The sequence below is a fragment of the Tabrizicola piscis genome (assembly GCF_003940805.1).
Lineage (GTDB): Bacteria > Pseudomonadota > Alphaproteobacteria > Rhodobacterales > Rhodobacteraceae > Tabrizicola > Tabrizicola piscis.
On the sequence record NZ_CP034328.1, the window covers coordinates 1,828,672 to 1,851,059 of the forward strand.

Genomic DNA, 22,388 nt, shown 5'->3' on the forward strand with positions numbered 1-22,388 from the left:
GGACGGTCCCTCTGCCAGATGATGTAAAATTGTGCAGAACGACGTAGGGGAGGCCCGCCCGCGCCGTACCGATGTCGCAGGCAGGACAGACGGTCCGGCCCAGCCCGGATCATCTGCCGGCATGGCACGGTCACAGGCCCTGACGGGCATCCTTTTCGCCACCGGCGGCACACTGATCTTTTCGGTCAACGATGTGGCGATCAAGTTCCTGTCGGCGGGCTATGCGCTGCATCAGGTGATCCTGATTCGCGCCTTTGTGGCGATGGCCTTCATCCTTGCAGTCATCCACCTGTCCGAACGCGGCTGGTCGCAGGTGGCGACAAGCCGCCCCGGCACGCATCTGTTGCGGGTGCTGATCGTCATGGTGTCAAACGTCACCTTCTTTGTCGGCCTCGCCGCCATGCCCTTGGCCGATGCGGTGGCAGTGGCTTACGTCAGCCCGCTGGTCGTGACGCTGTTGTCCATCGTCGTGCTGGGGGAAAAGGTCGGGCCGCGGCGGTGGGCGGCGGTGACGCTGGGGATGGTCGGCGTGATCGTCATGCTGCGGCCCGGCGCGGGGGTCATTCAACCGGCGGCGATTCTCGTGCTGATCTCGGCCGTGCTTTACGCATCCGGCAACCTTCTGGCGCGTAAGATGGGCGGCACGGAAAGCGCGATGACGCTGTCGTTCTATGTGCAATCGGGTTTCATCGTCATCAGCCTGGCCATGGGGTTGTGGGCGGGTGACGGGCATCTGGCGACGGATGATCCGCTGTGGGGCTTCCTGTTCCGGCCATGGATCTGGCCGCCACTGGCCGACTGGCCGATTTTCCTGGCCACCGGGCTGTCGGTGGGGATCGGTGGGCTGATGGTCACCCAAGCCTACCGGACGGCCGAGGCAGGCCTGATCGCGCCGTTCGAATATGTCGGGATGCCGATGGCGATCCTGTGGGGCGTCATCGTGTTTGGCACATTCCCGGATGCTGTCGCCTGGGTGGGGATTGCGCTGATCTGCGGATCGGGCCTTTATACGCTTTGGCGCGAAACGATCATAAGGCGTGAGCATGCAGGTTGAAGCCGTGGTGTTCGACATCGGCAATGTTCTGGTCGGCTGGCAGCCCGAGGCGTTCTACGACAGCGTGATCGGCGTGGACCGGCGAAAGCGCCTGTTCGCCGAGGTGGACCTGGCGGAAATGAACAAGGCGGTGGATGCCGGCGCTTCGTTGCGGACCTCGGTCTACGCCTGCGCCGACCGGCACCCCGACTGGGCCAAGGAAATCCGCCTGTGGCACGATCGCTGGATCGAAATGCTGTTTCCCCGAATCGAGGGGTCTGTCGCCCTGTTGCGCGCGCTGCGCCGGGCGGGTGTGCCGGTCTTTGCGCTGACGAACTTCGGTCGCGACACGTTTGAACTGGCGCGGGGCCCGCTGGAGTTTCTGAACGAGTTCGACCGCGAATATGTCTCGGGCCGGTTGGGGCTGATGAAGCCCGACCCGCGCATCTATGCGGCGGTCGAGGCGGATTGCGGGATCACGCCCGGCGCCCTGCTGTTTGCCGATGACAGCGCGAAGAATGTGGCAGCGGCGGCGGAACGCGGCTGGCAGGTGCATCACTTCGAAACATGGGAAGGCTGGGCCAAGCGGCTGGTGGCAGCGGGGCTTCTTGGCAAGGCGGAGGCAGGGATATGAACGTGGACACCATCGGCAAGGAGGCTGAGGGCCTGCTGACCTGGGCAGGCCTGTTGGCCGCGCTGGAGGCGGGACACAGATTGCCCCGGGCCGAAATCGCGGACCTGTTGCTGTATCGCGGCACGGACACGCTGCTGGACCGGGCCGCATGGATTGATGGTCTGGGATCGCTGGTCAAGGTCGGTACCATCGTACCGGGCAATGCGGCGCGGGGCAAACCGACGGTGAACGGGATCGTCAACCTGTTTGACGACACGACCGGAGAGTTGACGGCCTTGGTCGACTTTCACCTTGTGACCAAATGGAAAACCGCCGGTGACAGCCTGCTGTCCGCCAGCCGCCTTGCCCGCAAGGACAGCCGCCAGTTCCTGCTGGTCGGCGCGGGCACAGTCGCGCGGTCCATGGTCGAGGCCTATCGTTCCATCTGGCCCGACGCGCGTTTCACGGTCTGGAGCCGGTCCCGCGCCACCGCCGAAGCCATGGGCCTGCCCGTGGCCGAGGATCTGGAGGCCGCGGTGAAAGCAGCCGACGTGATCTGCACGGCCACCATGGCCGCAGACCCGATCATCAAGGGGGACTGGCTGCAACCCGGCCAGCATCTTGACCTGATCGGTGCCTACACCCCTGCGATGCGTGAGGTGGACGACACCGCGATGTCCCGCGCCCGCGTCTTTGTCGATGCACGCGCGACCACGATCCACCACATCGGCGACTTGATGGCCCCCCTCGCGTCGGGCGCCATCACCGAGGCTGATGTTCTGGCGGATTTCTACGACGATCCCGCCCTTTTCACCCGCCGTTCCGCGGATGACATCACCATCGCCAAGAACGGCGGCGGCGCACATCTGGACCTGATGACCGCGACCTATATCGCCAAGGCATGGGCCGACCGGACCTGAGGCGCTTTGCGCCCCGGTCGCCATCTGTCGTCAGATCAAAGGATGATTTCAGGGATCGGGATTGCCTGAATTTGGTCGGAGCGAGAGGAACATAACCCGGTTTTGGTCAAGCCTTTGATGCGACTTAGATGATTGACACTACACATGTTTATGTGACCTGACTGTTCCGGCCAGGTGCTCCGGAGGTATTTTCTGGAGACCTACGTGAGCCATATTTCTCACCTGTCCAAGCGTGCTTCGGTATACTACGCGCGGATGGATGTGCCGACCGACTTGGTGCAAATCTTGAAGACCCAGACGCGTAAGCGCTCGTTGAAGACGAAGGACGAAGCTGAAGCGAAGCGCCGCCTCTGGCCGGTCATCGCCGCATGGCAAAAAGAGTTCGATGACCTGCGCGGACGACGCAACCTCATTGCGTCTGATCGGGAGCATGTAGTCTGGGATCACTACACGGCATCGCTAGAGCGGGATGATGCACAGCGGTCCCAAATACCGGGCGAGGCCGAGATCGAGGTCGCAAAGGCCGAGGTCTATCTGCGCGTCGAGCTAGGCGAGATTACCGGCATCGACCCGCTGGCTCTACTGGATGCAACTTTGGAGTTGCAGGTAGCGCAGGATGCCAGCGGCTTCTTCGCCCGCTCACGTAAGGTGAAGCTCGAGCATATGCGAGCGCACTTGGCGAAAGGTGAGACTGCACTGGTCGCGGCTGCCGTTGATGAATACCTGCGCGAGAAGGGTTTGCACATCGATCGCTCGACAGTCGACTGGATATCTGTGGCGCGCCTCATGATGAGAGCTGAGATCGAGGCCATGCAGCGCGCTGATGAACGCGATCGCGGTGACTTCTCCGGCCAGCCGAGAGACCCGATCGTCAAAGCACCAAAGCTAGACCGACGCCATCACACCGAAGCGGAGATTCCGGGAGAAAGCATCTTCGAGACGATGGAGGTGTTCAAACGGGAAAACCCACGCAACGTCTCGGCCAGCCGCATGAACGAATCCTGTCGCGCTATCGGCATCTTCATCGAGACCATCGGTCCAGGCTTTCCGATTTCCAAGGTGAACAAGAAGCAGGTCCGCGACTGGAAAGCTTTGCTCATGAAGTATCCAGTGCGCGCGACCGAGATCGTCAAGTTTCGTGGCATGAACATCAGCCAGATCGTTGAGGCAAATGCCGTTCACAAAAAGTCTGTTCTGTCTGACCGAACCGTGAATCGATATCTATCCAGTCTGTCGGCCTTCTTCTCTTGGGCGGTATCCAACGGCTTCATCAACGACAACCCCTGCTCTGGAATGTCCTTGGCGAAGGAGCGGCGAACCAAGACGTTGCCCTTCACGGAAGAGCAAATGAACACGCTCTTCAAGTCACCTCTATTTGCCGGCACGCAAAGTGACACGGAGTGGAGATACATCTCTCGGCCTGGCAACATGCTGATCCGTGATCACCGTTTCTGGGTGCCGCTGATCATGCTCTTCTCTGGAGCTCGTCCGGGAGAAATCGGGCAGCTCGCTGTCAGTGATGTGCGACAGGAACATGGCCACTGGACAATGCACATTACGACCGAAGGAGAAACTCACGGCGAAGGGAAGTCGGTCAAGACTGCGGGCTCCATGCGTGTAGTCCCGGTTCATCCAGAACTTCTGCGGTTGGGCTTTCTGAAATACCACGCCGATCGCGTGCAAGCTGGAGGCAAGCGGCTCTTTCCGGGTGCGGAACGGAATGAGCGTGGGCAGATGATGTCGGATTTCTCGCGCGAGTTCGGGAAGTATCTTACGCGGATCGGAATCAAGGTGGGCCGCGGCCTGTCCCTATACTCTTTCCGTCACGGTGCTGCTGACGCACTGCGCCGCGCGGGAAATCTCGACGATCAGTTCGGATTCATTCTCGGACATGCCAAGAGTTCGATGACCAGTCGCTACGGGATCATGCCACAGGCAATGCTTCAGCAACGAGTCGAGCTGGTGAACGCGAGTTCATATCCGGAGCTGAAGCTGGACCATCTTGCTGGTTGAGGCTGCCAAAAAAAACCTCGGTCCTTGCGATCAGCGCCCACCAGGTTTGCCTAGCCTGGGCTTGAACTGACGCCAAACAGCGTCCTCAAGATCCTGCCTTAGGTCACGAGATTCGTTGTGCAATATCGCCTGCACTCGAACTCGGACCGATCCTTCGCCTGAAGGACACCATCGAGAAAGGTGCATCGCATAGGTGCACCCAGACCGCGTAGTCCAAAGGTGCTCTCGTAGCCGCTTCTGAATATCCTCAGAACTGCCCACATAGAGCGTGGTCGAGCCCTCGGTGCCTTTGTTGACCTTCGGGCCATCGAAACCGCGATCTGAGTTGCTTGGGAATGCGCCCACAATCAGCGAGGCTGTATGATCATCATTTGCCGTGATATCGTATAGTGCGGGCTGCTTCTTCTGATAGGGCCAGATCTTCTCGGACAGCCAAGTTTTGATACCGGCCTCGCACACACCTTCGCGAATTTGACTTGGCGAGAAGGATGTTTCGACCACTTCTCCCAAATGGACCGCCTGAACTGCTTGGGAGCGCGCCATGAGACTTTCCGCCGTTGGCGCCCTAAGTGCGTCGTCAAAGATAGACATCTTATATCTCCAGCGGCGGCAACCCTCGGACGATCTTCATCGTCTCCAGGCTTACGGTGATCACGCGGCACAGTAGGTCGAAGGGGTAGCGCGGGTCGCCGACGGTTTCGTTCGCGGGGTTCACGATACCGCTGAAGCGTGAGCAATTTTCCAAGTCAGCGACGACTATCCCCTAGACCCTCAATCTCGATACGGTCAAGTGCTGGTTCGGCGGTGAGCCAGTCTATCAACGTCGCCGCAGCTCCTGCAGCATCCACCTTCAACGCACACTCCCACACCACTGCAACGCGCCAACCTTCGTTTCGAAGAGTCAACTGAGTTGCCCGATCCCGCGCCACGTTCGCATCAAACTTCGAAAGCCAGAATTCTGAACGTGACTTCGGCGTTGCGGCATATCGACAGTAAGAGTGCCTATGCCAGAAACAACCATGCACGAAGATCACCGCGTTCCACTTCCTGAGGACGATGTCGGGCGACCCGGGCAGATCTCGCTGGCACAGACGGAACCTGAAGCCGCGTGCATGGAGAGACCGCCGAAGCAGCAGCTCAGGCTTCGTGTCACGACTACGGATGCGCGACATGACCTTCGAACGGGTCTGACTGTCCATGATGTCCACCATGCGAAGACATATAGTGCCATATGCGGTGGATTGGACCTGGTGAAAGGCGGTCGACATCCTGTATTCCCTTCTGAGACTTCGAGGAGAAGACATGGTCCGCAGCTACGCCATCATCGACCTGTTCGCAGGCCCGGGCGGGCTGGGCGAGGGCTTTTCCCGCGCCGGTCAGGAGACGGCGACGCCGATGGGCATCCGCGTCTCGGTCGAGATGGACGATCACGCCATCGCGACGCTCCGCCTGCGCTCCTTTCTGCGTTCCTTCGACGCCGGCTTCCCCCACGAATATTACGATGCGCTGAACACCGGACGCGATCTGCCGCGGTGGGACGAGCTGCACCCCGCAGCCTGGCGCAGGGCTTGTGATGAGGCGCGACAGCTGGTTTTGGGGCAGGAGGGCGTCTTCGAGGAGCTGGTCCCGATCCTCGATCAAGCCCGAGACGGGATGCATGGTGACACCATCCTGATAGGTGGCCCTCCTTGTCAGGCCTACTCTCTTGCCGGGCGGTCACGAAATCTGGGCAAGTCTGGATACGTTCTTGAGGATGATGGGCGCCACTACCTCTACAAGGAATACGTCCGAATCCTGACCCGCCTTCGCCCCGCGGCCTTCGTGATGGAGAACGTGAAAGGCATGTTGTCCAGCCGAGTGGATGGCGGCGGCATCTTCGATCGGGTTCTTGACGACCTGGAGGGTGCGGCGGATGGTTACCGGCTGCTGCCGCTCGCCATCGCCGCAGACGTCGGTGTTGGTCGCAATGCGGCCCGAGACTTTATCGTGCGGGCGGAAGACCACGGTATCCCCCAGGCGCGCCATCGGGTGATAGTAGTCGGGCTCCGTTCGGACTTAGCGCGGGGACAGCCCGAGCGGGGACCGCTGCTGCTGCCCTCCGAGACTGTGACGGTCGCCGAGGCACTGCGCGGCCTTCCACCGCTGAGAAGTGGGCTTTCGACCGGCGACAGCGTCACAGACTGGCAAAAGGTAGTCAGAGACCGCGCGAAGAGCATCGCCGATCTCTCCTTCCTTCCCGACGGCGTGAGGTCGGTGGCGCGGGAGGTCGCCGACACGGCCGCGCTGCCGGAGCATCGTTCCAGTAGCATCCCGACGAATGATCAACCCCCAACATCCCTATCGGACTGGCTCCAAGATCCAAGACTTGCGAAGGTGCTGCATCATGAGACCCGCGGTCATATCGCTGACGACCTTGGAAGATACCTGTTCTCTTCGGCGTTCGCCCTGGCGGAGGATCGCGCGCCCAAGCTTTCAGAGTTCCCCTTCTGGTTGCTGCCCGAGCATCGCAACCGCGAAACCGGCGCATTTGCGGATAGGTTCAGAACGCAGGTAGGCAGTCGGGTTGCGACCACGGTGACGAGCCATATCTCGAAGGATGGTCACTACTTCATCCACCCGGACCCCTTCCAGTGCCGGTCCCTGACAGTGCGGGAGGCGGCTCGGCTTCAGACCTTCCCCGACAACTACTTTTTCTGCGGTCCGAGGACCAAGCAGTATCATCAGGTCGGAAATGCAGTTCCGCCCTACCTCGCCTTGCAGATCGCGAGAGCAGTCCGATCTCTGCTGCCCTAGGGGTCAGGCAGCCGTCTCCTCTTGCCCGAAACCCTCTCCTTCAAGTTTGGCAAGTGCATCGATCGCGACCTTGATCTGCCCCTCGGTCGGAAGGCGCTTGGGCATCTGCGCGCAAATCCCCAGAACACCGAACTCCGTCTGGTTCAGCAGCTTTTTCTCCCGGCCCCAAGCGCGCGCTTTTGCCCAGAAGGGACCACCCAGCTCAAAGACCCGCACCTGATCTGTCAGATCGTCCGTGAGTTTCTGATCGTTCCTACCGACCTTGGTCTCTTCCTGAACCTCAGCCGGATCGATCAGCAGATCCGAGTAGTCTTCCGGATAGGACAGCTTCCGCTTGCGGAACTGCTCCCAGCATGCTTGGTTCTTAGCCCATTCGCTCATGTTGCGCACGCCCGGCGGAGGCGAGGTGATGGCATCCTGCGCCTCGGCCGCAGCGACTAGCAGGGCTTCCTGCAAGACTGCGGGCACGTCCTGGGCGCGCCAGACTTGGGACAAATCCACGACCTTGTCCAAGGCCTCGGCATCAGCCGCGACTTTTGCGATAGCATAGGTCACGATGTTGGCGCGATAGCCGCCCTCATACCATTCCTGCGCCGAGACCAGACGCTCCAACTTGCGGAAGATGATCGCCTTGGAGATCAGTCGGCGGAACCAGCCGTCGTCGATTCTGTCGCCGTTCTTGCCCCAGACCTTCTCGATCGACTTCGCGAAGGCGCCGAAGTTCTTCTGCGCGCCCTGACTGACCGTGTCGGGGCGGCCGCGCCAGGTGTTCTCGAACTTGGCGAGGTCGGTCTTGGTGAAGAACTGGGTCTTCGGATACTCCGCATCCCAGACCTTGCGCTTCGCGTCGGTCAACTTGCCACGTTCATCGGCAAACTGGCCGCGCGCGCGCTCGTAGAACCATTTCGTCTCGCGATAGCCATGTTCGCCCGCCGGCGCGAGGATCTTGCGCGACAGCTCCTGGATGCGGACGTGGAAGGGATGGTTGGCGAAGAAGTCGGCGGCGTTGACCTTGTTCTGGCTGTTGGCGAATTCCGAGATCAGCGGAACTACCGATTCGGACAGCACTGCTGGCACGATGCTGAGCTTCATCTGGACGAAAATGTCGTCCATCCCGCGTCCAGCGGCCTTCGCAGCCGCATGGAGCGAGGCGGTCGTCTGGCCGCCATTGACGATCTGGAGGTTGTCGGCGGACATAAGCAGCAGACCATCTTCGGTCCGCACGACCTCAACCTTGTCCGCCGTTGCAGCAAGCCCGTTGTTGTAGCTGAGGAACATGTGCGGCTCATCGAGGATCGTCTTACGGATGCCCTTGTTCACGCCTCCCTTGGCCTGGAGGAAGCTGCGGACGTTGGACTCGAGGAGGCGCGCGCCCCAGACATCGTAGATCGCGGCCAGCTGGCGTCCTGGAATGACGGCAATGTAGCTCTCAAGTGCAGCATCCGAGCCGGAGGCTTTCAGGACAGGGACCCCAGCGCCGAACTCCTCGGCGAAGCGGATCGTCAGTTCCGCCCGCGCCTTGCCCTGCTCGGCATAGGCCTTCAGCCGCTTCAGATCCCAGACGTTGTAGGTAACCGGCTTACCGGCAATCGATCCCGCGGGCATGGCATCTACCGTGGCGCGGTTGTCGGAATTGGTGACAAAGATCAGCTTGATCTTGGCGATGCGGGTCCAACGGGTGGCGATCATGTCTGCTAGCCCGGCACCCAAGCTGGTCTCCTCCAGCGCGTTGCGAAAGCTGTCCTTGCGGGCATGCCGGAGAAATTCGACGAGTTTTTTGAACTGCGCCTTGAGGTCCGTAGCGTTCGTCGATCGAACTCCCTCGCTGAGCTGGAAATCGCACAGGATCAGCGACAGGATGTCGTCCCCGTTCGCGGGATCTCCTCCCGAACCGGTAGCCTGCAGATTCACCCCTTTTTCGCCTGTGCCGCGGTAATGCGCATAGTCCGCCTGCTCAACCTCGCCCGCCTCGGTGAGGAATTCTCCCACCCGTTCGAAGAAGGCTTCTTGGACGTAGGTGCCTAGGGCATCCGCGCTTCCTTGGATCTGGGCGATGAAGTCGCGGTGGAATTCCTCAAGATCAGACATCACGAACTCCTTGCGGGCGATAGAACCTCGTCCGCAACTTCGAAGGGTGCGCAGGCGGCCAGGCTGACCGAATACTTCAGGTCATCCACTCCCTCAGGCAGAGGGGGGACAATGCGAGGAAATTCTTCGGTGACCTGGAAGATGCGCGCATGACCGGTTTTCCAGACGCGGTGGGAGTCGACTTGTTCGGATAAATAGCCGGAAGCGGCCAATCGTTGCTCCCACAGGCTGGCTGCTGCTGGGTCACCACCGAAGCACGCTGCAGTGGCGTCGACATGATCCGCAAGCGTCATCCCTTGATCCGCCAGCGCCGTGTCGACATCGATGACGCGTAGATAGAGTGCGGAGCCGTCTACGGTCGCCAGCTGGGCAGCAGAGGAGATGGTGATCTTCGGGTGGGCGGCTCCACGTCGCGCCTTCACCTCGACATGCATGTCCGCGAGCTCGAAGTCCTTGGGACTGCCCGTAGGGCCCATCCAAGCTCCGATTGCCGTCAGCGCACCATGACGATCGACCAAGTCGCGCAGGACTGCCAATTCGGCCACCAGGCCTCGTTGCTCCTCGATCGACAGCCCTTCGACCACCCCCGCGCGGAGCAGGTGGTGCCAACGCATCGTCCGCTGGATTGCCCGAGAAAGGACCGAGCCGGCTGTCTCGGCCCGCTCGGCCGCAGTGACCACGTCGCGACAAAGCGTCTCGAAGATCTCGACCTGACTACGATCTTCAAGGCTGATGCAGAAGATCTCTCGATTGTCGACGAGGCGATAGGACAGCGACAAGTTTCGGAGGATGGGGATTGGATGCACCGTCGGTGTCCCTTCCGGCACTCTGAGCAGCAGCCCAGGAAGACCGTTCGGCATCACAGCCCAGAAGAAATCGTAGCGGCCTTCACTGTCGACACGACGTCCGATGTCGGGCGCAAGCCCCGCCCAAGGGGTGTCATTCATCGAGATTGGCTCCCTCGTCGAGGTCCGGCTCGCCATAGAGCTCGCGGAACTTCTGGGTGTTGACGACATATTCGACACGCTCGTCCGGCGTGGACGAGACTGGCAAGCTCATCCCCCAGCCGACGACCAGCGATTTCGGGAAGTTCCAGGGAAGCGTGCGAGGAGAGCCGTCAGCTTTCTCGTAGTTGTCGCGGATGTTTATGATCTGGAGGATGAAAAGGGGCTTGGTCCGGACCTTGCGATAGATGCTGTCCGGGTAGTTCACAGGGCCCTCGGCGGGTTTGCCTTCGATCTTCCGGTAGGCTGCTTCGGCAGCAGCCGCGGCGGCTGGGTCAACTCCGACTTTCTCCACTCCGCGCGAGGCAATCCTCGCCTTTTTTCCGCTGATGGAAAGCATATCTCGCGACAGATCGTCGAGGTCGATCCTGCGCACTTGGGGGCCAATCCGCCAAGTGCCATGCTCGAACGCCGGGAGATCGTTGCGGACGCTGGCGACCAGCACGTCCCAGTCGGCCAGTTCATCCTCCTTCCTCGCGTTGAGATAAGCTCGTATCGGCCCGGGCTGGGTGAGGAACGCCGCCTCGTGGTTCCTCCAGCCGATCAGAAACCGATCGATCAGATCGACGGATATACCCGAAAGGAGCATCCCACCGCTTACGGGTTGAGCAGATGCTGCCCCATGACCCGACGCATCAAGCTGGTCAAGGAAATCCTTCGCAAGCTGCATGTTTGCGTCGATGTCCCTGAGGCCGAGCTTTGCAGTCTCCACCCAGGCGTTGGAAAGGCCCACCTGGATCACGGTCTGGCCCGCTCCCATCTTGTTGCGCGCTGTCACCATGAGCGCGGTCGGATGGCTTCGGACCGCCAGACCAAAGTCGGCAGGCGTTAACTTCGCATTCTCCATGTTCTTGAGTTCGCGGTGCAGCTCTGCGGTGGCCTCGGCGATGTGGGCATACCAGTCGATTGCGTCGAGCGGCATCCAGATCCGGCAGAGATCCTCGTAACCGCCCCGGTAGCCGAACCACCGGCCCATCTGCATCAACGTGTCATACATCATGGTATTTCGCAGGAACCAAGTTATGGTCAGACCCTCCAACGTCAGCCCGCGCGACAGCGAGTAGCCACCGACCGCGATCACCGTCTGGCCGAGATCGCCCGTCGCCGCATAGTCGAGACCGTTGCCTCGGCTGTTTACCTCCACCACCTTTGCCGCAGCGATCGCGTCATAGAGAGCTGCCTGGATCTCGGCCCAGTCAAACCCGCAGTCCTGATACTCCGCCTCGAATATCTCGCGCAGAGCCGCAATTTCCGGGTCAGCCAAACCCGCCCTGCCCAGAGAAGCATTCACGCGCACAGCATTCTGCATTGCGACGAGACGCTCATGGATCCGGTTGCGGAGTTGTCCCTGAACATCCGTGAACCGGCTCGCGTTGACCAGCATCGAGCAATGTTTGGAACCCTGTCCACGCAGGTTCCGGATGGCCCGAGCGACCAAGAAGGCGCGCAGGGCTCGGATAAGGGACGGCGGCAGCTCGGTGATGTTCTGCGTGATCTGATGCTTGATGGGCAGAAGATCCCCATTGTCATCGATCTGGCGTAGCCAGGTGGGCGCACCGTCCTCGGGAAGTCCATCGATGAAGACCTTGCTGGCGCCAAAGTAGTTCGTAGGAGCGTCGAGCCCGATGATGAAGTGGCGCGGGAAAAGATCCTCTTTCAGCGCGTCGTCATACTGGTCGGGATCGACGAAGATGTTGGCGAACGGAGTCGCCGTGTAGCCGACATAACAGCTGCGGTGGAAGGTCGCGAGCAGATCGCGAATCTGCGCGTTGATCTTCGTCACCTCATCTTTGGCGTATTTCGTGTTGATTGAGGCGTTGTCCGCCTCGTCATCGATCAGCAGCATGGGCTGATCGATCATCAGGTCATCACCCTTGGCGCTGTTGTCGCGCAGCCAGTCGAGGAGGTTCTTGAGCGTGCTGGGGTTCTTCTTGATAACCAGGACAACGGGCACCTTGTAGGAGTCGATCTGACTGGTGTTGGTGGAGGCCGTCTCCTTGTGGAAGTCGCGCTTTGCACTGGTCAGGCTGACCGGCACGTTGCGATCATCGAAGAGACCTACGCCGATCGAATGGTCGCCCTTCTTTTGACCGGCCTTCGCGGTATCACGGCCGATGAAACCCTCGTCGATCCGCGCCTGCGTCTGGTTGCGAAGATTGTTGTGGATCCCGGCGATGACGATGATCAGTCGGTATCCGGCATCGGCGGCCTTGCAGATCAACCCAGCATAGTTCGCCGTCTTTCCGCTCTGCACATGGCCAACGACCATCCCCCGGCGGTCCCATTTCTCCTCAAGTCTGGGGTTTCCGAGCCGCGAGAGGATTCGGTCGGTCACGAAATCCGTCGAGGTGACGACATCCTGCGGCAACCCGGTCTTGAGAAGAAGCTTCTTGTAGCGCTCCCAGTAGAACGGTTCGATCGAGGCCTTGGCATCGTCGAGCCAAGGGCGGAAACCTACGTCGTCCACCATTGCGCCAAGGCCCATCGTGACACCCAAGCGAGCCTCAATTTCCTTGGCAAGCCGTTCCAGCTCGGCAGGTGCGGCGTCGATGTTCAACGCGCCGTTCATCGTGGCGATAAAGGATCGCAGCTCGGCGCCGGTCTTCTTCTGATGCGCAAGAGATTGCGATACCACCGAGTCAAGATGGGCGATCTGAGCAGTCATTCGTTCAACCTTCCACAATATCTTCAATCAGCTGCCGGACGCTGTCCCGGTGACGGTGCAGCGGCTCGACCGAACATAGCGCGTTCACTACGTCCTTTCCTGCCATGCCCGTCGACAGAAGCGTCCGCACTGCCTGTTCGACCGATTCAGCGATATCCACGAACTCGGCAGGATCAGCCTCCACGCTTTCGGCTGCACCTAGCATGTCAGCGTGCAGTGCCCCGACAGGCAACCCTGCACCGAGGAGCGTGATGCACGTCCTGAACCCGTGCTGAAACTCCTCTGGAAGAGACGACATGAACCCGGCAATCGCCGGATGATCCCCATTCGGTCGGTAGATGATTGCGCCGTCCTTCTGAAACCTGCTCCAGAGAGGAAGGTTGGCCTGATCGACCAGCTTGCGGCCGCGTCGCTGATACGTCCGCTTGGAGGTGCCCTGCATCCGCTCCACGATCTTTCGCAGGCGCTCGCGAACCATCGGTGGCATCTGAGCCGAGGCCTTTCGGACGTCGATCTTCCAGTCGGCATCCATGGTGTTGGGGATGTCGACCCGGACTCGTGACAGCTTCGTCAACTCTGTCGCTCGGGCGAGGCCGAGCCAGCCGCCCGCGATGATCAACCGTCGCTCACGGTAGATGTAGAAGCCTTGCGAGCGAAGATGTCCCTCCGGTCCACCGACCTCCTCCCATTCCATCTTCGACATCCGGCTGTGATGCGGAACGGTGAAGGTCTGCGTAACGACTGTCCCGTTCGCGAGGGAGAGCAACTCCTCGTCGTCGATCTGAGTCGCCTTGTTGGCGGAGGCGAAGGGATCGATCGGCGATAGCTTGCGATCGTTCAGTATCAGTCTCAACTGGGGCCGCGTCCCCTCCATGTAGCGGTGGAAGCACAACCGAAGGTGCTGTTCGGCCTCGGCCAAAGCAGCGTTGATCTCGGCAGAGCGCTTCGTGCCGTCGTGACGGTAGCTCGCCGCGAGTCGATCAAGCTTCCGCCAGATGACCACGGTCCCGGTCGCACCAATGCGGTCAATGCCGGGGGCATCAGACGTATCGTCCTCCAAGAGGACCTCCCAGCGGTTGGTCCGAGAAACTTCGTCCAGATCCCAAGTTGCCACCGAAGTCACGCCATCCTTTCGCGTAGCGACGGTGAGCTGGCGGCACTGCGAGAAGCTCGCGCTCTTCAGCCCTAGGCCGAACCTGCCGAGGTCATGGCATTCGCGGGGGTCGAGCGGGTTCCTGGAGCCAGGCCGCATCGCCTCGATCAATTCGTGTTCGGACATTCCCGCCCCATCGTCGACTATCGCGATCCAAGGCGCATCCGAGATGGTGTCGGCGAGGATCTGGACCAACCCCGCTCCGGCGGTGATCGAATTGTCGATAACATCCGCCATGGCGGTGGAAAGCGTATACCCGAAATCGCGCATGCCCTCGATCAGAGAGGCGGCGTGCGGGGTGGCATCAGCCGTGCGACGTTGGCTCATGGATCGCCTCTTGACATCAATAAGTTGGGTCCGCCAATTCTGTCCCCAGGGTCAAGCGTCATCAGCCTTCGTCACAAAGTTCCTGGTCCTGACTGCGGAAACATTGGGGCGATATTTAGGTCGGACATCACAGTTGGTTCCGGTGCGAGATCGCGATACTGCGATTCCTGTGTGGGTCATACTGTGCCCAGCACCGCGCCGTGGATCGCTGTTGCAGCACGATCTGATTGAAGCCCTCGAGCTATGGCTGCAAGCGAACAAAGCTGTGTAGCCGGAGCGTTGATCAATCAACGCTTGCACCAGTGATCGTGGAGCCGCTCGCTTCCTGCGTCTACGATGTGCGTTGATCGATCAACGGACTCTTCGAGAAAGCCGGGGCCTCTATAGGAGCGCGTTCGGACTCTGACTCATGAGAGCCCCGCACAGCGCCCCAACCTGTTGCCGGCCGTTCCTCTACCCTGTGGCCCTACTAGGCCCTCTGGTGACCCGCTCCGGGACTATACGGTGGCAACGAGGCACTGGTAGTGACATTTTTGCACCATGATCAGAGGGAGGTGCCGAGATGCGTTCCAAAACAGGACCGCGCGTTTCGACTGAGCATCATCCATACGGCGTCCCCATCTGCCAGATCGGTGGAAAAGCCGCGAGACCGTCGCTGGATGGTTCGGCCACTTTCTGCTTCGCCATCGCTTCCTTGGTGCGCTTGGAGATTTCCTCTGCGGAACACTGAGCATGAAGTAGCTGTCCAGCTTTCGCTGCATCGGGAAGTAGAGCTGTGATGGTCGCCTCGTCATCGGCATGACGTGACAATCTCGACCAGTCCCAGACTACCAGGAGCGCGTCATGATCACGGACCGCTTCAAGTGCACGTTGCAGACCTCGGCAGCTCGGAAAGCTCTTCGCACCCCGTCCGGACGCTACGTCTTCGAAGATCTCAATCACAGGAATTCCTAGATGACCAGCGAAGGCACGGATGGCATCGCGCTGGATGTCGAGACTGATGCCGGTCTCACCCTGGCCTTGGGTGGAGACACGAACATAACCGATCACCCCTTGTGGCCGGTCAGGGCCTCGCTTCGCCGCCATCTGAGTCTTCCCCGTCGCTTGATCTGTGAATGGGCAAGGCACTGGGTGGTGGCTGTGGCGAAGTAAAGGCTGTGACATCGTTGTGAGGATGGAAAAGGTGGCGAAGGAGTGCGCGCGATGTGTGGACTCCTATCCGATCCCCACTAGGACTCCTCTGGTCTGGTCAGGGGTGTGAAGTCCTATGGGTATAGCTGTTCAATACCTCGGCGGACGGTTGCCGGGGTAGGTCGGGACCCGCATCGCGTTCTATCCCGTGTTCATTTTCCAAACAGCCCCCTGATGGTAGCTCTTGCGCGTGCGGTTGGTCTGGGATCGATGTTCCCAGCTGCATCCCGTATCTCGGCCAGCCAGAGCCGTTCGTTCGCAGAGACGGGCGTTCCCAGTATCTCCTGCAGGGCAAGCGCTGCGGTAGATCCTACGGTCTGCTCGAGTGCGAGGCGCATCAGAAGCGCCGGGTCACACTCCAAGGCTCCAGCTAGTGCCGGCACTCGGTCGAGGGCCAGCTTGGAGTTGCCAGCCTTCAGCATCGAGAGAAAGTTGCCGTTCACGAAGCCGGCTTCCGACGCGATGTCAGCTTGGGTCTTGGGTCTCAGCTCGAGGACACGTTTCGCGATGAACTGCGCTAGGTCGGTGTCTCTGTAGGGGGTCGTGCTCATTTCGCTGTCCATGAAGTCGCAGCGCTGTTCGCTGTCATTCATCTATAGCGATCGGCCGATGGGGAGTTCGTGGGGGCTGGGTGGCAACTAGCTACGAACACTGCGTCTTTGCTGATCGGCCCACATGGACAAGAGCCGAGAGCCAACATTTCGGAGCGATTCAATCTGCACGAACCCTGCACAACCCGCGCGCATAACCTGCACAAGCCGTCGGGCAGGATGGGCCGATCCAAGGCAGGAGAAGCGACATGCCCCGACCCATTATCCTCAACGGCGTCCCGTCGAGCCTCGCAGCAGACGCCTGGTGGCTTTCCGCCATACCGGACGACCCCGGTCTACCCCCCACAACCCGCGCGCCGTCAGGCAGCCTTCCCCGTGGCCTTGCGTGCTTGATGCTTGTCCTTCTGGCCGATCTCCTGTTCTGGAGGGCTGAGCTTGGCATGTCTGCCGCCCTCTTCGCCGCCGCGATCTTCGCCGTCGTCATCTTGGACAAGGCGATGTGCAATTGGCAGCGCCCGGCAGTCCTCTTGACGCTCGCCGCCCTGCCAGTCTTCCATCACATGCAGCCCTTGTCCTTCGCCTTCCTGACCGTGGGCCTTGTTACGGCCCTGGTCTGGGCGCACCACCCGGATGCGATGAGAGGGACCATCGCCCGCTCTACCGTCCGCTTCCTGTCGCGCTTGCCTTGGGAGTGGGTCATCCGCCTGAACCCTGTCCGCCCGCAGGCCATGGCCGCCGAGATCGGGCAGCTTCGCGGGCATCTGCGGAACTGGGGTTTCCCGGTGGGCGGTGGCCTCGTGATCCTGACTCTCTTGATGGAAGCGAACCCAGTTCTGTCCAGCTTCCTTACCCCCGATCTGGATCTGGCAGAAGGCGTGCGCCGTCTAGTGTTCTGGGCCGGCATCGCGCTGCTTGTTGCCCCCTTTCTGGTGCCTCTACCCCTCGAGATGGACGGTCCGCGGCGCGAACTGGTCCTCCCGAGCCTCGGCCTCAACTCAGGCTCTGTCATACGCGCGCTTTTCGTCTTCAACCTCCTCATCGCCATACAGAGCGTGACCGACCTCTCGATCCTTCTGGGCGGCGCGACCCTGCCCCCGGGCATGACGCTCGCCGAGTTCGCGCATCGCGGCGCCTATCCGCTGCTGGCGACGGCGATCCTGGCGGGGGCTTTCGCCCTTGCCGCCCGACCGTTTCTGGGAAGCTACCGCCTGATCCGACCCCTCCTCCTTCTCTGGCTTGGGCAGAATGTCATCCTTTGCGCAGCGGCGGCCATACGGCTGGAGCTCTACATCGAAAGCTTTTCGCTGACTTACCTTCGGCTTTACGCGCTGATCTGGATGGCGCTGGTAGCAGCAGGATTGGGGCTCATCTTCTGGCAGGTGCTGCGCGGGCGGCCGAACGGCTGGCTTCTTCTGCGCAGTGTCGCGCTTGGGGCGGCCGTGCTCTACGCCTGCTGCTTCGTCAACTTCGCCCAAATCATCGCTGCGCAGAACCTGCGCAAGCTGGACCCTGATCGAACCTATCTCTGTGCACTCGGCCCCCTCGCAGCCGGGCCGATCCTCGAAAGTGGGTTGGGCACCATCCGGGACGGCAGCCTCTTTCTTGGCGACTGCAGAATGGGTCTGCCCCGGACTGGGGGGTGGAGGGAATGGGGCTTTCGGACCTGGGCCGCAAGCCGCTATGTTCAGCGCGTGGCAACAGCGGAGAGCCCGCGTTGAAGATCATGATTGTGGACGACGACCCCCGCCTGCGTGATCTTGTCCGCATCGCGCTGGAGCGGGCGGGGCACAGCGTCCTGACCGCCAGCGACGGCAAGCAAGCCCTCGTCCAGGCTGCTCGCGAAGCGCCCGATCTTGTTGTCTTGGACGTGGGCCTACCCGAAATGGACGGGTTCGAGACTTGCCGCCGTTTGCGGGAACGGTCGGAGGTGCCGATCCTTTTCCTCACGGCCAGAGATGACGAGATCGACCGTATCCTCGGTCTTGAGCTTGGCGCCGACGACTATGTGACGAAGCCCTTCAGCCCGCGTGAGCTTGTTGCCCGGGTCCGTGCGATCCTGAAGCGCAGCGCCGGCCTGCAGCCGACCGCGAGGCTGGAGCTTGAAAGCCTTACCCTCGACACGCATACCCGGATCTGCCGCGTTGCTGGGGTCGAGGCAGAACTCACTGCCACCGAATTCGCCCTACTTGAGCGACTGATGCGCGACCCATCGCGTCTTGTGTCCCGGCGTGAGCTTCTTGTGGCGGTCTGGGGGCCGAACAGCTTGGTCTCGGACCGCACGCTGGACAGCCACCTGCGGAACCTCCGGCGCAAGCTGACCGAGGCCGGCCGTGCCGATGCGGTCGAGACGGTGCATGGTCAAGGTATCCGTCTGCGGGCCAGCCGTTGACCCGGCGCTGGCGGCCGAACCTGGCGTTTGTCTTGGGCGGCGCGCTTGCCGGAACGCTGGGCTTATCCTTCGCCGGCCTCATCGCCTTGCGCTACTTGGGGCCGGAGATCGGCTTTCGCAACGCCGCAATCCTGCTGGCCGCCGCCATCGCCCTTGCGACCGCTGTCCTTGCCTGGCTCCTCGTCCGTCTCCTACTGCGCCCGATCCGTGCGTTGGAAACCTATGCCGTCGCGGCCGAGACAGGGTCTGCCGCGGTGCCTCCACTGCACTTCGGCACACGGGAACTTCACGCGACTGCACGCCGTGTCATCGCCATGGCAGAGACGCTGCGGGATCGCGAAGCCGCTGTCCGCGCCTTCAGCGACCATGTCACGCATGAGTTCCGCACGCCCGTCTCTGCCATCCTCGCCGCGGCAGAACTTCTGGCGGACGGTGGCACCCTCACCCCCGCTGACGCTGCACTGGTGGGCCAGATCGAAGGTGCCAGCGCCCAGATCGAAGCGCAGCTTGCCGCCCTTCGCAATGCCGTCCGCGCACGCGAGGCACGGTATACTGGTAGCTCGACCTTGAGCGACCTCCTTCGGCGCCTGAGCGATGACTGGCCAGCTCTGCAACTAGATGCAGAAGGTGATAGCATGGAGATCCCCATCGGCGAGGAAGGGTTGAACATCGTCCTTACCCAGCTGTTCCGCAACGCTGTGGAAAATGGTGCAAGCGCCATCAGTCTGCGCGCCGTCGCCCATGGACCAGAGATCCAGCTTCTGGTTGCCGACGACGGAACCGGTATTTCGGCCGGCAACGCACCACGAGTGTTTGATCCGTTCTTCACAACGCGTCGTGAGGCGGGCGGCACAGGTATGGGCTTGGCGATCGTGCGCAACCTGCTTCAAGCCCACGGCGCGTCAATCGCGCTCGCACCCTCGGCCAAGGGCACAACCTTTTTGCTCACCTTCCTGCAGCCGGAAGCATAAGTTCCGAGCGACAACGCGCGGTGTCCTGCCACTAGATGGAATTGCAGGGTGGTGATGCTTCAACTCGGGGAATCATATCCTGGGGCAGCGCTCCACGCCGCATTGCTAGATTGAAGCTGCGACGTCACCTTGGCGATGGAAAGCTTGTTGGTCTGGTCGGCGGGGTCGGAAGACTGTTCCGGAGTCACGGCGAGCATAATTTTAAGGTATTGATTTTTCGGGATTTTTTAAATTGGTCGGAGCGAGAGGATTCGAACCTCCGACCCCCTGCTCCCGAAGCAGGTGCGCTACCAGACTGCGCTACGCTCCGACCGTGGGCGGGGGTTACCCCGTCTGCCGCGCTTTGGCAAGGCCCCGCATGGGGCAATTGGGGTGGTGGTCACGTCGTGTCATTGGACCTGTCAAAGCGCCTTAGCCAACTGGAGATGCGTGGCTGTGTGCCCGTATCCATGCGCGACCGGCTTTCCAGAACCGGGCGGTTCTGGCTGACCGACGGCGTGCCTTCCCGAAGGACGATGTAGATGCCCGAAGCGATGATCACCGCTGAACCGACGCCAGTGTAAAGGTCCACGCCTTCATCAAAGAACAACCAGCCGTAAAGTGCTGCCCAGATGATCTGGGAATACTGCATCGGCGCCACGATCACGGCGGGGGCCAGCCGATAGGCGGCAATGATCCCCAGCGCGCCCAGCATCCCCAGAAAGGCCATCACAGCCGTCAGTCCCAAATGGGCCACCGGCATCGGCACATAGACAAAGGGCAACATCGCGCCCATGGCGAAAAAGGTCAGGACCATCGGGTACAGCATCAGCACGACGGACCGTTCCTGCTGGCCGATCTTGCGCACGATGACGCTGGTCAACGCTCCGGTTGCCGCCGCCCCAAGGGCGGCCAGATGGCCGATGGAGAACCCCTCTCCTCCACCGGGCCGCAGGACGATCAGCACACCAAGAAGGCCGACCATCACCGCCACCCCGCGTCTGATGCCGACCTTTTCGCCCAGCATCGGGATCGCCATCAGCGTGATCAGCAGGGGCATGGCGAAGAAGATCGCATAGCAGGTGGCCAGCGGCAGTTGCGAAAAGGCGAAGAAGCCCATCACCCCGGTCGCCACGGCCGCGACAGACCGCAGCGCCGACCACCAGGGATGCACGGGGATCAGCGTCCCGCCCCGCCGGTCGCCCATCAGCATCAGCGTGACCAGCGGAAAGCCCATGAGGCCCGAATAGAACATGATCTGGAAGGACGTGTAGGTTTCGCCCAGCAGCTTTACGACAACGTCATGCGTTGCGTAGGCACCGAAGGCGGCAAGCGACAGAAGCGCCCCGCGCAGGTTGGAATGCATGTCTCAAGGTCCGCTTGGGCCGCGATGAGGGAGGCGCGGATGTTTGCGCAACCATCATCGCCCGTATCGACCCCGGCCACAAGGGCGGGGTCGCAAGTTTCACGACTTTGGCAAGCGCAGCTTCAAACCGTCAAAGGCTTTCGTCCAGCGCCGCAAGCACGGCGTCGCCCATCTGGGTGGTGGACACGGGCGTCCCACCATCCGGCCCCATCAGGTCAGCCGTGCGGAGGCCATCGGCCAGCACTTTCTCGACCGCTTTTTCCACGCGCGTCGCCTCATCCCCAAGGTCGAAGCTGTAGCGCAGCGCCATGGCAAAGCTCAGGATACAGGCGATCGGGTTGGCCTTGCCCGTTCCCGCAATATCCGGGGCAGACCCGTGGACGGGTTCATACAGCGCCTTCGGCCGGCCATTCGCCATCGGCGCACCAAGGCTGGCCGAGGGCAGCATCCCAAGCGACCCGGTCAGCATCGCAGCGCAATCGGACAGCACGTCGCCAAACAGGTTGTCGGTCACGATCACGTCGAACTGCTTGGGCCAGCGGACCAGCTGCATCGCGCCATTGTCGGCATACATGTGCGACAGTTCGACATCCGGATAATCGCGGTCATGCACTTCCTGCACCACGTCGCGCCAGAGGATGCCCGATTCCATCACATTGGCCTTCTCCATCGAGCAGACCTTGTTCGACCGCTTCCGCGCCAGCTCGAACGCCGATTTGGCCACCCGGGCAATCTCGGATTCGGTGTAGCGCTGGGTATTGATCCCCACCCGCTCATTGCCTTCCTTGAAGATCCCGCGCGGTTCGCCAAAGTAGACGCCGCTGGTCAGTTCGCGGACAATCACGATATCCAGACCCGCGACCACGTCCCGCTTCAGGCTGGAGAAGTCGGCCAGCGCGTCAAAGCACTGCGCCGGGCGCAGGTTCGAAAACAGGTCCATCTCCTTCCGCAGGCGCAGAAGGCCGCGTTCAGGCTTCACGCTGAAATCCAGTTTGTCGTACTTCGGCCCACCGACTGCGCCCAGCAGCACCGCATCCGCCGCTTGCGCCTTGGCCATCGTGGCATCAGCCAGCGGCACACCGTGAACGTCGTAGGCAGCACCCCCGACAAGGTCTTCGCTGACGTCGAAATGGATGCCGCGCTTGGCACCCATCCAGCCGATGATCCGTTTGACCTCGGCCATGACTTCGGGGCCGATGCCGTCACCGGCGAGGATAAGAAGGGATGGGTTGGCCATGGCGATTTCCTGCAAATATGACGGTGTTCGCGTAGCCCCTTGGACTGCAAGGGTCAAGCGGTGAAGGCTTCGGCCAGCGCCTCCCACTCGCGCAG

Annotated in this window: 18 protein-coding genes and 1 tRNA gene; 8 read left to right on the top strand and 11 right to left on the bottom strand. The window is 61.4% G+C overall.

Going from position 1 to position 22,388, the window contains the following annotated elements; translation table 11 throughout:
* The first annotated feature begins 121 nt into the window (after window positions 1–121).
* From EI545_RS08860 to EI545_RS08875, 4 genes are all read left to right on the top strand, one after another.
* The gene (locus tag EI545_RS08860; protein ID WP_125325139.1) at window positions 122–1,054 is read left to right on the top strand and encodes a DMT family transporter; all 933 of its coding nucleotides are present in this window, start codon (window positions 122–124) and stop codon (window positions 1,052–1,054) included.
* Window positions 1,044–1,667 (top strand): HAD-IA family hydrolase, encoded by a 624-nt coding sequence (locus EI545_RS08865; RefSeq protein WP_125325140.1) that lies wholly within the window; start codon window positions 1,044–1,046, stop codon window positions 1,665–1,667. Before EI545_RS08860 ends, EI545_RS08865 begins: the two co-directional genes overlap by 11 nt.
* Window positions 1,664–2,566, top strand: coding sequence for an ornithine cyclodeaminase family protein (locus EI545_RS08870; protein ID WP_125325141.1), 903 nt, complete (start codon window positions 1,664–1,666; stop codon window positions 2,564–2,566). Before EI545_RS08865 ends, EI545_RS08870 begins: the two co-directional genes overlap by 4 nt.
* 204 nt (window positions 2,567–2,770) lie before the next feature.
* The gene (locus EI545_RS08875; RefSeq protein WP_125325142.1) at window positions 2,771–4,579 is read left to right on the top strand and encodes a site-specific integrase; all 1,809 of its coding nucleotides are present in this window, start codon (window positions 2,771–2,773) and stop codon (window positions 4,577–4,579) included.
* A gap of 30 nt (window positions 4,580–4,609) precedes the next feature.
* On the opposite strand, the gene EI545_RS08880 is transcribed toward EI545_RS08875, so the two are convergent.
* Both EI545_RS08880 and EI545_RS08885 read right to left on the bottom strand, forming a co-directional pair.
* Window positions 4,610–5,170: a GIY-YIG nuclease family protein gene (locus tag EI545_RS08880; RefSeq protein WP_125325143.1), complete on the bottom strand. Its 561-nt coding sequence runs from the start codon at window positions 5,168–5,170 to the stop codon at window positions 4,610–4,612.
* A 155-nt stretch (window positions 5,171–5,325) separates the two neighbouring features.
* Complete coding sequence (locus EI545_RS08885; RefSeq protein WP_125325144.1) at window positions 5,326–5,790, bottom strand: very short patch repair endonuclease; 465 nt, start codon at window positions 5,788–5,790, stop codon at window positions 5,326–5,328.
* A 91-nt stretch (window positions 5,791–5,881) separates the two neighbouring features.
* Between EI545_RS08885 and EI545_RS08890 the strand changes: the two genes are divergently transcribed.
* Window positions 5,882–7,372, top strand: coding sequence for a DNA cytosine methyltransferase (locus EI545_RS08890; RefSeq protein WP_125325145.1), 1,491 nt, complete (start codon window positions 5,882–5,884; stop codon window positions 7,370–7,372).
* A 3-nt stretch (window positions 7,373–7,375) separates the two neighbouring features.
* On the opposite strand, the gene EI545_RS08895 is transcribed toward EI545_RS08890, so the two are convergent.
* The 6 genes from EI545_RS08895 to EI545_RS08920 all read right to left on the bottom strand — a co-directional run bounded on the left by EI545_RS08895 (window position 7,376) and on the right by EI545_RS08920 (window position 16,393).
* Complete coding sequence (locus EI545_RS08895; protein WP_125325146.1) at window positions 7,376–9,460, bottom strand: AIPR family protein; 2,085 nt, start codon at window positions 9,458–9,460, stop codon at window positions 7,376–7,378.
* A complete protein-coding gene (locus EI545_RS08900; protein WP_125325147.1) occupies window positions 9,460–10,407 on the bottom strand; it encodes a PD-(D/E)XK motif protein in 948 nt (315 codons plus the stop codon). The genes EI545_RS08895 and EI545_RS08900 overlap by 1 nt, the downstream gene beginning before the upstream one ends.
* Complete coding sequence (locus tag EI545_RS08905; RefSeq protein WP_125325148.1) at window positions 10,400–13,129, bottom strand: Z1 domain-containing protein; 2,730 nt, start codon at window positions 13,127–13,129, stop codon at window positions 10,400–10,402. The genes EI545_RS08900 and EI545_RS08905 overlap by 8 nt, the downstream gene beginning before the upstream one ends.
* A 4-nt stretch (window positions 13,130–13,133) precedes the next feature.
* Entirely contained in the window at window positions 13,134–14,609 is a 1,476-nt protein-coding gene (locus EI545_RS08910) for an ATP-binding protein (RefSeq protein ID WP_125325149.1), read from the bottom strand.
* Between the two features lie 600 nt (window positions 14,610–15,209).
* On the bottom strand, window positions 15,210–15,659 hold the full coding sequence (locus EI545_RS08915; RefSeq protein ID WP_164517251.1) for a recombinase family protein: 450 nt from the start codon (window positions 15,657–15,659) through the stop codon (window positions 15,210–15,212).
* Window positions 15,660–15,952: 293 nt separating this feature from the next.
* Complete coding sequence (locus tag EI545_RS08920) at window positions 15,953–16,393, bottom strand: XRE family transcriptional regulator (protein WP_245990345.1); 441 nt, start codon at window positions 16,391–16,393, stop codon at window positions 15,953–15,955.
* Window positions 16,394–16,743: 350 nt separating this feature from the next.
* Here EI545_RS08920 and EI545_RS08925 point away from each other — a divergent pair, with 350 nt between their 5' ends.
* The 3 genes from EI545_RS08925 to EI545_RS08935 are packed head-to-tail and all read left to right on the top strand — an operon-like array spanning window position 16,744 to window position 19,711.
* Window positions 16,744–18,069, top strand: coding sequence for a DUF4153 domain-containing protein (locus EI545_RS08925; protein ID WP_164517252.1), 1,326 nt, complete (start codon window positions 16,744–16,746; stop codon window positions 18,067–18,069).
* A complete protein-coding gene (locus EI545_RS08930; protein WP_125325152.1) occupies window positions 18,066–18,740 on the top strand; it encodes a response regulator transcription factor in 675 nt (224 codons plus the stop codon). Before EI545_RS08925 ends, EI545_RS08930 begins: the two co-directional genes overlap by 4 nt.
* Window positions 18,737–19,711 (top strand): sensor histidine kinase, encoded by a 975-nt coding sequence (locus EI545_RS08935; RefSeq protein WP_125325153.1) that lies wholly within the window; start codon window positions 18,737–18,739, stop codon window positions 19,709–19,711. The genes EI545_RS08930 and EI545_RS08935 overlap by 4 nt, the downstream gene beginning before the upstream one ends.
* Window positions 19,712–19,944: 233 nt before the next feature.
* Here the strand turns inward: EI545_RS08935 and EI545_RS08940 are convergent.
* The 3 genes from EI545_RS08940 to leuB form a co-directional block, all read right to left on the bottom strand.
* A tRNA-Pro gene (locus tag EI545_RS08940) sits at window positions 19,945–20,021 on the bottom strand.
* A 69-nt stretch (window positions 20,022–20,090) separates the two neighbouring features.
* Window positions 20,091–21,056, bottom strand: a complete 966-nt coding sequence (locus EI545_RS08945; protein ID WP_125325154.1) for a DMT family transporter — start codon at window positions 21,054–21,056, stop codon at window positions 20,091–20,093.
* Window positions 21,057–21,186: 130 nt separating this feature from the next.
* The gene (leuB, locus tag EI545_RS08950) at window positions 21,187–22,293 is read right to left on the bottom strand and encodes a 3-isopropylmalate dehydrogenase (RefSeq protein ID WP_125325155.1); all 1,107 of its coding nucleotides are present in this window, start codon (window positions 22,291–22,293) and stop codon (window positions 21,187–21,189) included.
* Window positions 22,294–22,388: the final 95 nt, after the last annotated feature.

Coding starts and splice junctions, on each gene's coding strand:
- EI545_RS08890 (WP_125325145.1), top strand. CDS start 5,882: ATGGTCCGCAGCTACGCCATCATCGACCTGTTCGCAGGCCCGGGCGGG.
- EI545_RS08905 (WP_125325148.1), bottom strand. CDS start 13,129: ATGACTGCTCAGATCGCCCATCTTGACTCGGTGGTATCGCAATCTCTT.
- EI545_RS08910 (WP_125325149.1), bottom strand. CDS start 14,609: ATGAGCCAACGTCGCACGGCTGATGCCACCCCGCACGCCGCCTCTCTG.
- EI545_RS08945 (WP_125325154.1), bottom strand. CDS start 21,056: ATGCATTCCAACCTGCGCGGGGCGCTTCTGTCGCTTGCCGCCTTCGGT.
- EI545_RS08885 (WP_125325144.1), bottom strand. CDS start 5,790: ATGGTGGACATCATGGACAGTCAGACCCGTTCGAAGGTCATGTCGCGC.
- EI545_RS08860 (WP_125325139.1), top strand. CDS start 122: ATGGCACGGTCACAGGCCCTGACGGGCATCCTTTTCGCCACCGGCGGC.
- EI545_RS08900 (WP_125325147.1), bottom strand. CDS start 10,407: ATGAATGACACCCCTTGGGCGGGGCTTGCGCCCGACATCGGACGTCGT.
- leuB (WP_125325155.1), bottom strand. CDS start 22,293: ATGGCCAACCCATCCCTTCTTATCCTCGCCGGTGACGGCATCGGCCCC.
- EI545_RS08920 (WP_245990345.1), bottom strand. CDS start 16,393: ATGAATGACAGCGAACAGCGCTGCGACTTCATGGACAGCGAAATGAGC.
- EI545_RS08895 (WP_125325146.1), bottom strand. CDS start 9,460: ATGTCTGATCTTGAGGAATTCCACCGCGACTTCATCGCCCAGATCCAA.
- EI545_RS08880 (WP_125325143.1), bottom strand. CDS start 5,170: ATGTCTATCTTTGACGACGCACTTAGGGCGCCAACGGCGGAAAGTCTC.
- EI545_RS08925 (WP_164517252.1), top strand. CDS start 16,744: ATGCTTGTCCTTCTGGCCGATCTCCTGTTCTGGAGGGCTGAGCTTGGC.
- EI545_RS08865 (WP_125325140.1), top strand. CDS start 1,044: ATGCAGGTTGAAGCCGTGGTGTTCGACATCGGCAATGTTCTGGTCGGC.
- EI545_RS08870 (WP_125325141.1), top strand. CDS start 1,664: ATGAACGTGGACACCATCGGCAAGGAGGCTGAGGGCCTGCTGACCTGG.